We start from the raw sequence: 8,749 nt of genomic DNA, 5'->3' as shown, positions 1-8,749 counted from the left end.
TGCCCGCGAAGAATCCAACTCGGTGTATGGCACCGGCTTCGCCGGTGTTCGCGGCGGTTCAACGCCTCGATGAACCCGCACAGGTCCCCCATCAGCCCAGAGGGCTCATTGCCAAGTCAGGCAGACCAGCTTGCCGGGTAATCCCGGCAAACTGCGATCTCTGTAGGAGCGGGTTCACCCGCGAAGGGGCCAGCACAGGCAATACAATGCCCGCTAAACCCCATGCATCCGCAGCGCCCGCTGCGCGCACTCACGCCAGCTCAATTTGCGTTTCTCAGCCGGCCCCTGCAGCCCCACTTCCCCGGCCAGCACCACCGGCATATCCCGCATCTTCACCCAAGGCTCACTCTGCCAATACAACAACGTAGCGCTGCGTCCACCAGGCCAGCACATCTGCCCCAGCCTCGGCGCATCGTCCACCCCATCTGCCTGAATATCACGCGGTACCGCCACCACCTCATGTGTCAGCCACCGGCGCAAATGGCGGTTCTCCGGTACATGGTGATGCGCCAACAAGGTATAGGCCCCGGACTCGCTGACCATAGTGGTTTCCTGGTACTTACCATAGCGGAGCAGTTGCACACTGCGATACTGGTCCGGGTCGAGCTTGCGCATGCAGTGTTCGTCGAAGAAATGACCGCTCAGCCGGCCGAGTTCGTGGGCGCAGAACCAGGCTTGGGATTCGAGCCAGAGGGTGTGTAGGGGGCGGTTGTGACGGGTGAAGAGGGTGGGGGCTTGAAGGTCAGTCATGGCTGGCCTCCGTGGTCATTGGAGATTTGAGCAGGCAAGACGCATGTGCGGAGAGCCTGGAATTGCTGGATTTGGTAGGCATTTCCATTACCTCTACGTGATTTCAGCTTTCTTAGGGCTGGGTGTCGGGAGCTAAGAAATCCCACGTAGCGGACCGGACGTATTCCCCTTGCGGGTCTTGTATTAGTCCGCTCCCGACATAACACGTTTTCTGCGCGCAGGATTAGACCACAGGCACAAAAAAGCCGCATCTGTCGGGGCGGATTGACCGCTACGTGAGGCGTTTCTTAGGCGCCGACCAAAAAGTACTGCTTACCGCTCACTTAAACAATAAGAAAAGCTGTATGAATTTTCTGAAAATTGCAAGTTAAAAACTAATTATGATCGCGCTCCTGATAGATTATTTCAATTGTTAATTGATTGTGTTTGATGCTGACTTTAGGCCATCATTGAAAGAAACTTTCTCAGGGTAGTCATCAATGAGTATCGCTGCTACAGTACCGTCAATGGTTTGCAATGTTCTCCCCGCTCTTAAGGCTTATCTCGCAAGTATTCAGCATAATCTTGAATCTCGTCCTAACGGGCAACTGAAATATACTTTTCCAGATGGTTTGATTTTGAATGTTTATGAGACAACTGGAAGTGTTGTCTTTCAGGGGGTAGGTGCAGGAGGGAGTCTTGCATATCAAATTGCAGCGGTGATAAATCAATTGAACGTCTCGGTTCCTGTTTGATTTTTTTGTGATCGCTACGCGCTCATTGTTTCTAAGCTCAGGGGGTGTTTATTGTTTGTAATAGCCTGGCCTTAGTCTTAGTGATGGGGGTGGTGAGTTTGAGATGATTTGGTTAGCGGGGCGTAAGGCAGGCGGTCTTGCAGTTTTGGATTGTAAGCGTTTATTGATTGGCGGTTAGTGTGATTACTTAACCGCCTTTTCTTGTTTCTGCGTTGGGCTACTGCTTTTCTAGATTCTGAGGTTTGGTCTCTGCAGTTGAATCATTGCGAATAATGGAGCTCATTTTGCGAGCTTCTAAGTAGCGAACTATTGAGTTTATTAAAGCGCTTCGATTCTGCCTCTTTGATGTCTCTATGCCTAGTATTTTTGCTAGGTTGCTAATGCTGGAAGTTGACACAAATAGTGAGTTGCTATTCAGTATCGACTCTGCCTCAGCAGCAGTGGCGTCATGTAGTAGCTTGATGATGTTTTCAGGGATTATTGGAGGTGTAGTTCCCGTTCTCTCTTTGCCTTTCTTAGGGCTGTACTTTTCGTCTATTAGCTTATTTATTAATTCTATTGAGTCATGAATGTTTGCGTCTGGTAGTTTTTTGAGGGCTTTACTAAAGCCGTCTAGTATCTTAGCGAGTTCATGTGCTTTCATAATACTTATATGACCCTCTGTACGAATTCATCGACGACGCGCCCTAAATAATTGGCTTGCTTCACTGCGTTCTGTTGAGCTCGTGGTAGGTCGCCGTGAGCGAATACCGGTAAGTTCATTTCCGCTGCAGTAGATATCCCATCCCCGTCCGTTACGTAATTTTGGAAAATGGATTGCTCGCCAAGTTCATTCTTAAGGTTTGCGATTATGCCGCGGTGACCTTTTTTAGGGCCTTCGCCATACTCATCAACCATGTTGAAAATAATTCCACCAAATTTGGTGTCAGAATATGAGCCGGGAAGACCAGAGTATCCCCACATTGACTGATAGTCGGCGTTGAATTGATCCATATACTGATTGATTAATGCAATACCCACAGTGGAAAGGAAGTCAGGTATCGCGGGAACGACATAATAGTCACTGGCAAAAAAGGCGCTTTGGGTTACTAGGTTTACGTTGGGGGGGCAATCAATTAGGACGTAGTCATAGTTTTCCGAGACTGAGTCGATAATCGATTTGATAATAGAGATTTTCTCTATTTCGAATTTCGTTTCTTCACGATGATCTCTCCCGGAGCGTTTCTCTCTTGCTAGTTTCATGTCTAGCAAAGTAAGTTCTTGGTGTGAAAGAATGGCATCTACTCTAGTAAATACACGATCTGCGCTTGATCTTACCCTTTCTTTTAGTATTACATCTTTAATGTCAACTTCGGATCAGTCAAAATACGCATCAAATATTGTTTTGAGAGTGGGGCGTTTTCTCTTGTATGTATGGTTAATGTAGGCGCCGGCCCCGATTGCGAGAAATGAAAGGTTGCACTGTGGGTCGAGATCAATCAAAAGTACTCGCTTGCTATGCCTTAGCGCAAGTCCCGCAGCTATGTGCAATGTCAGTGTTGTTTTTCCAACACCACCTTTCCAGTTAATCATGCTCACGATTTTTGGCAATTTACATCTCCTTGCATATTTCCATTGCTTGTAGAGTAGTGGCCTTTGGATACTATTACTGGTGGCAGATGTTGTCTAGATTTATCCTGATGTTGTCTGTCAATATGAAAAAGCCGCCCGAAGGCGGCTATATTGCAGGGGGTCAGTAGGCAGTAGGCGAGATCAGTCCCAGCTCAACGCCCCGCCAGTCTGATACTCAATCACACGCGTCTCAAAGAAGTTCTTCTCTTTCTTCAAGTCCATGATCTCGCTCATCCATGGGAACGGGTTGGTAGTCCCTGGATACTCTTCTTTCAAACCAATCTGGGTCAAACGACGGTTGGCAATGAACTTGAGGTAGTCTTCCATCATCGCTGCGTTCATGCCCAATACGCCGCGTGGCATGGTGTCTCGGGCGTATTCGATCTCCAGCTGGGTCCCTTGCAGGATCATCTGGGTCGCTTCTTCCTTCATCGCCGCATCCCACAGGTGCGGGTTTTCGATCTTGATCTGGTTGATCACGTCGATACCGAAGTTCAGGTGCATCGACTCGTCACGCAGGATGTACTGGAACTGCTCGGCCACGCCGGTCATCTTGTTGCGGCGGCCCATGGACAGGATCTGGGTGAAGCCGCAGTAGAAGAAGATGCCTTCCAGTACGCAGTAGTAGGCGATCAGGTTGCGCAGCAGCTCTTTGTCGGTTTCGACGGTGCCGGTGTTGAATTCCGGGTCGGAGATGGCGCGGGTGTACTTCAGGCCCCAGGCGGCTTTTTTAGCGACCGACGGGATCTCGTGGTACATGTTGAAGATCTCGCCTTCATCCATGCCCAGCGACTCGATGCAGTACTGGTAGGCGTGGGTGTGGATCGCTTCTTCGAAGGCCTGGCGCAGGATGTACTGGCGGCACTCCGGGTTGGTGATCAGGCGGTACACGGCCAGGGCCAGGTTGTTGGCAACCAGCGAGTCGGCGGTGGAGAAGAAGCCGAGGTTGCGCATGACGATGCGGCGTTCGTCTTCGGTCAGGCCGTCCTGGCTCTTCCACAGGGCGATGTCGGCGGTCATGTTGACCTCTTGCGGCATCCAGTGGTTGGCGCAGCCGTCCAGGTACTTCTGCCAGGCCCAGTCGTACTTGAACGGTACCAGCTGGTTGAGGTCGGCGCGGCAGTTGATCATGCGCTTTTCATCTACTGCAACGCGGGCCGAGGAGCCTTCCAGCTCGGCCAGGCCTTCGGCAACGTCGAGGGCGTCGAGGGCAGCCTTGGCACGTTTGACGGCTTCGGAGTCAGAAGCGGTGGCCGCACGGGCCTCCAGGGCGGCGGCACCACCGGCGCTGTCGAGCTTGTCGAGGGTGGCGGCGGCAGCGGCCTGCGCAGGGGTGTTGCCTTTGGCGGCTACTTCGCCGTCTTCTTTGTCGAATTCGTCCCAGCTCAGCATGGTTTGGCTCCTGCTTGAGGGTCGCCCAGGGGCAACCGGTTGGATTTAAAGAATGTGATGCCTGACGCAAGGCCGTAACGGCGAATGGACAGCTCGAGAGGCTGACTCTCGTTTACATCTGAATGTGTTCTGGCTTGTACCTGGCCAGGCCTCTGGGAGGGGCCAGGACAATTGAATAGGTGCTCTTTTCAGAGGGCGCAAAGTATACCGGAATTCACCTTCGATCGGGGCGCGGGTGTTGCCGGCGAGGGTAACTTTTTCGACCGGTTTGGCGTGCGTCCGTTCACGAAACAGGTGGCTTCTTCTACGGGGGGAGAGTGTAGCGCCAACCTATATGTTGTGCCAGTTTAAATTTCAAGGCACATCATATGGTGTTTCTTGAGGGCTGCGTTGGCGAAACCGGCCTCACCGCGGGCTTGCCGGCGATGAGGCCAGCTACCACTAGCTACGGTGGGTATACAGCGTTTCGACAATGTGTGTCTTGGGGTGCTTGCGTGCCTGTTCCACCGAGGTGAAACGGCCGGTTTCTGCGTTGCGACCAATCTTGCGAGATGCCAGTTTTTTCCGCGCCATGGGCTTACATCCTTTTTGAGAGGTCCTGTTCTTTTACCGAGCTGCGTGAACAGTGGGCAAAGGGCAAGGTTTCTCTGAGGCGCGGATACAAAAATGCCGCGCGAGGCACCGTTGGGCACCCCGCGCGGCATTCAGGCCTTACTGGCAGGCTTCGCAGTCAGGCTCGTCGATCGCGCAGGCCTTCGGCACTGGCGCAGGGCCGGCTGCCTGGACCGGGGCGCTGTCGCCACCGCTGGAAACGGCGTTGAGCTTGCCGGTGTTGATGGTCGACTTCTCGGTGCTGGTCGCGGCCAGGGCACGGAGGTAGTAGGTGGTTTTCAGGCCACGGTACCAGGCCATGCGGTAGGTCACGTCCAGCTTCTTGCCCGAGGCGCCGGCGATGTACAGGTTCAGCGACTGAGCCTGGTCGATCCACTTCTGGCGACGGGAAGCCGCGTCGACAATCCACTTGGTCTCGACTTCGAACGCAGTGGCGTACAGGTCCTTCAGCTCTTGCGGGATACGCTCGATCTGCTGTACCGAACCGTCGTAGTACTTCAGGTCGTTGATCATGACCGAGTCCCACAGGTCACGGGCCTTGAGGTCGCGAACCAGGTACGGGTTGATCACGGTGAATTCGCCCGACAGGTTCGACTTCACGTACAGGTTCTGGTAGGTAGGCTCGATCGACTGCGACACGCCGGTGATGTTGGCGATGGTCGCGGTTGGTGCGATGGCCATGATGTTCGAGTTACGAATACCTTTCTGTACGCGGGCACGTACCGGCGCCCAGTCCAGGGTTTCTTCCAGGTTGACGTCGATGTACTTCTGGCCACGGGCCTCGATCAGGATCTGTTGCGAATCCAGCGGCAGAATGCCCTTGGACCACAGCGAACCCTGGAAGGTCTCGTAGGCGCCGCGTTCATCGGCCAGGTCGCAGGAAGCCTGGATGGCGTAGTAGCTGACCGCTTCCATCGACTTGTCGGCAAATTCGACGGCAGCATCGGAGCCGTAAGGAATGTGCTGCAGGTACAGCGCATCCTGGAAGCCCATGATGCCCAGTCCGACCGGACGGTGCTTGAAGTTCGAGTTACGCGCTTGCGGCACCGAGTAGTAGTTGATGTCGATCACGTTGTCGAGCATGCGCACGGCGGTGTTCACGGTGCGTTGCAGCTTGGCGGTGTCCAGCTTGCCGTCGACGATGTGGTTCGGCAGGTTGATCGAGCCCAGGTTGCAGACCGCGATCTCGTCCTTGTTGGTGTTCAGGGTGATCTCGGTGCACAGGTTCGAGCTGTGGACTACGCCCACGTGCTGCTGCGGCGAACGCAGGTTGCACGGGTCTTTGAAGGTCAGCCATGGGTGGCCGGTCTCGAACAGCATCGACAGCATCTTGCGCCACAGGTCTTTGGCCTGGACGGTCTTGAACACCTTGATCTTGTTGTACTCGGTCAGGGCTTCGTAGTACTCGTAGCGCTCTTCGAAGGCCTTGCCGGTCAGGTCGTGCAGGTCTGGCACTTCCGAAGGCGAGAACAGGGTCCACTTGCCGTCATCGAAGACACGCTTCATGAACAGGTCAGGGATCCAGTTGGCGGTGTTCATGTCGTGGGTACGACGGCGGTCATCACCGGTGTTCTTGCGCAGCTCGATGAACTCTTCGATGTCCAGGTGCCAGGTTTCCAGGTACGCACACACGGCGCCTTTGCGCTTGCCGCCCTGGTTGACCGCAACGGCGGTGTCGTTGACCACTTTCAGGAACGGGACGACGCCCTGCGACTTGCCGTTGGTGCCCTTGATGTACGAGCCCAGTGCACGCACAGGGGTCCAGTCGTTGCCCAGGCCGCCAGCGAATTTCGACAGCATGGCGTTGTCGTGGATCGCGTGGTAGATGCCCGACAGGTCGTCCGGCACGGTGGTCAGGTAGCAGCTGGACAGCTGCGGGCGCAGGGTACCGGCGTTGAACAGGGTCGGGGTCGAGGCCATGTAGTCGAACGACGACAACAGGTTGTAGAACTCGATCGCACGGGCTTCCTTGTCTTTTTCTTCCAGCGCCAGGCCCATGGCCACACGCATGAAGAACACCTGCGGCAGCTCGAAGCGCACGCCATCCTTGTGGATGAAGTAGCGGTCGTACAGGGTCTGCAGGCCCAGGTAGGTGAACTGCTGGTCGCGCTCGTGGTTGATCGCCTTGCCCAGTTTTTCCAGGTCGAAGTCGGCCATGGCCGGGTTCAGCAGCTCGAACTCGATGCCTTTGGCGACATAGGCCGGCAGGGCCTTGGCGTACAGGTCGGCCATCTCGTGGTGGGTGGCGCTGTCGGCTACATTCAGGAAGCCCAGGCCTTCGGCGCGCAGGGTGTCCATCAGCAGGCGTGCGGTAACGAACGAGTAGTTCGGCTCGCGCTCGACCAGGGTACGGGCGGTCATTACCAGGGCGGTGTTGACGTCCTTGATGGCTACGCCGTCGTACAGGTTCTTCAGGGTTTCGCGCTGGATCAGGTCGCCATCGACTTCGGCCAGGCCTTCGCAGGCTTCGCTGATGATGGTGTTCAGGCGGGCCATGTCGAGCGGCGCCAGGCTGCCGTCAGCCAGGGTGATGCGGATGCTTGGGTGCGGTTCGACCACGGCGTCGGTGTTGGCGCGGGTGGCACGCTCCTTGGCGCGCTGGTCACGGTAGATCACGTAGTCGCGGGCGACTTTCTGCTCACCGGCGCGCATCAGGGCCAGTTCGACCTGGTCCTGGATTTCTTCGATGTGGATGGTGCCACCCGATGGCATGCGACGCTTGAACGTAGCGGTAACCTGCTCGGTCAGGCGCGCGACGGTGTCGTGGATGCGCGACGAGGCGGCGGCGGTACCGCCTTCAACTGCGAGGAACGCCTTGGTGATGGCCACGGTGATCTTGTCGTCGGTGTAAGGGACGACAGTGCCGTTGCGCTTGATCACGCGCAGTTGGCCAGGGGCGGTGGCAGCCAGATCCGGGTTGGAATCGGCGGCCTGCGGCACCTGGGCCTGCGGGTTCTCGCGAGTTGTGTCGGTTTGCATGGGTGGGTGTCTCCACAATTTCTATATTGTTCAGGCGCCCTAGGGCGCCCACCGTTCCGTCCACTTGCTCGATGGCCCCGCGGGGATGCGCAATGCATGCGCATCCGCCCGCACGGGCGTACCGACTTCGGGACAGACTCAGGAATAAGGGGCAATGGCTTGCCGCTCCCTGGCCGAAGTCAAAGGTTCTGGGCGGAGCCCAAAATCTGTTGCTGATGGATGCCAGGCCTGGCCTGCAACACCCATGCCCGAACAAGACCCTGGAGGGGCTTGCCTCGGTCGCCTCCGCAGGAGCGGTTTGGCTGCTGAAATCACTTCAAGTTCCGCCCGGAAAATCGCTTGATCTTGCGGGTTGACTTTTGTGTGTGATTTTGCACGAAACCCTATATCTAGTGGTTCGCTGCGATCGGGATACAAGATAATGCGGTATTGGGGGCTTTGCAAGGCGATCGCCTGTGGATAACGTGTGCGTACTTTGTGAGTGAATGGTGGGTATTCGCTGTAGGCCTTGTGCCAAGTGGTTTGCAGTATTTTTCTGCAACGTGACGGCCTTGGGCAGTTTTTTTCGGGCGCGAACCCTGTCACAAAAAACGGTTCAGTTGAGGGGGCGGTAGGGCATGGTTGAAGATCTGGGTGCCTGTGAGATCGAGCGCCGCCCGCGCGGCGCATCG

Annotated in this window: 5 protein-coding genes and 1 pseudogene; 1 reads left to right on the top strand and 5 read right to left on the bottom strand. The window is 55.8% G+C overall.

The window, feature by feature from the left end; genetic code table 11:
* Positions 1–213: 213 nt before the first annotated feature.
* Positions 214–750 (bottom strand): Bro-N domain-containing protein, encoded by a 537-nt coding sequence (locus tag ACF8EA_RS03805; RefSeq protein ID WP_392521138.1) that lies wholly within the window; start codon positions 748–750, stop codon positions 214–216.
* Between the two features lie 479 nt (positions 751–1,229).
* On the opposite strand from ACF8EA_RS03805, the gene ACF8EA_RS03800 reads away from it, so the two are divergent.
* Positions 1,230–1,484 (top strand): hypothetical protein, encoded by a 255-nt coding sequence (locus ACF8EA_RS03800; protein WP_392521137.1) that lies wholly within the window; start codon positions 1,230–1,232, stop codon positions 1,482–1,484.
* 648 nt (positions 1,485–2,132) lie between these two features.
* Here ACF8EA_RS03800 and ACF8EA_RS03795 read toward each other — a convergent pair.
* The 4 genes and pseudogenes from ACF8EA_RS03795 to ACF8EA_RS03780 form a co-directional block, all read right to left on the bottom strand.
* Positions 2,133–3,056: pseudogene (locus ACF8EA_RS03795) on the bottom strand (ParA family protein).
* A 180-nt stretch (positions 3,057–3,236) separates the two neighbouring features.
* Positions 3,237–4,487, bottom strand: coding sequence for a ribonucleotide-diphosphate reductase subunit beta (locus ACF8EA_RS03790; RefSeq protein WP_003254823.1), 1,251 nt, complete (start codon positions 4,485–4,487; stop codon positions 3,237–3,239).
* 441 nt (positions 4,488–4,928) lie between these two features.
* The gene (locus tag ACF8EA_RS03785) at positions 4,929–5,060 is read right to left on the bottom strand and encodes a hypothetical protein (RefSeq protein WP_003254821.1); all 132 of its coding nucleotides are present in this window, start codon (positions 5,058–5,060) and stop codon (positions 4,929–4,931) included.
* 138 nt (positions 5,061–5,198) lie between these two features.
* Complete coding sequence (locus ACF8EA_RS03780) at positions 5,199–8,078, bottom strand: ribonucleoside-diphosphate reductase subunit alpha (RefSeq protein WP_021783305.1); 2,880 nt, start codon at positions 8,076–8,078, stop codon at positions 5,199–5,201.
* Positions 8,079–8,749: the final 671 nt, after the last annotated feature.

It is taken from the genome of Pseudomonas sp. YQ_5 (genome assembly GCF_043103305.1).
GTDB classification, from domain to species: domain Bacteria; phylum Pseudomonadota; class Gammaproteobacteria; order Pseudomonadales; family Pseudomonadaceae; genus Aquipseudomonas; species Aquipseudomonas putida_Y.
This window is presented reverse-complemented; position numbering and strand designations above follow the sequence as displayed.

Coding starts and splice junctions, on each gene's coding strand:
- ACF8EA_RS03800 (WP_392521137.1), top strand. CDS start 1,230: ATGAGTATCGCTGCTACAGTACCGTCAATGGTTTGCAATGTTCTCCCC.
- ACF8EA_RS03785 (WP_003254821.1), bottom strand. CDS start 5,060: ATGGCGCGGAAAAAACTGGCATCTCGCAAGATTGGTCGCAACGCAGAA.
- ACF8EA_RS03805 (WP_392521138.1), bottom strand. CDS start 750: ATGACTGACCTTCAAGCCCCCACCCTCTTCACCCGTCACAACCGCCCC.
- ACF8EA_RS03780 (WP_021783305.1), bottom strand. CDS start 8,078: ATGCAAACCGACACAACTCGCGAGAACCCGCAGGCCCAGGTGCCGCAG.
- ACF8EA_RS03790 (WP_003254823.1), bottom strand. CDS start 4,487: ATGCTGAGCTGGGACGAATTCGACAAAGAAGACGGCGAAGTAGCCGCC.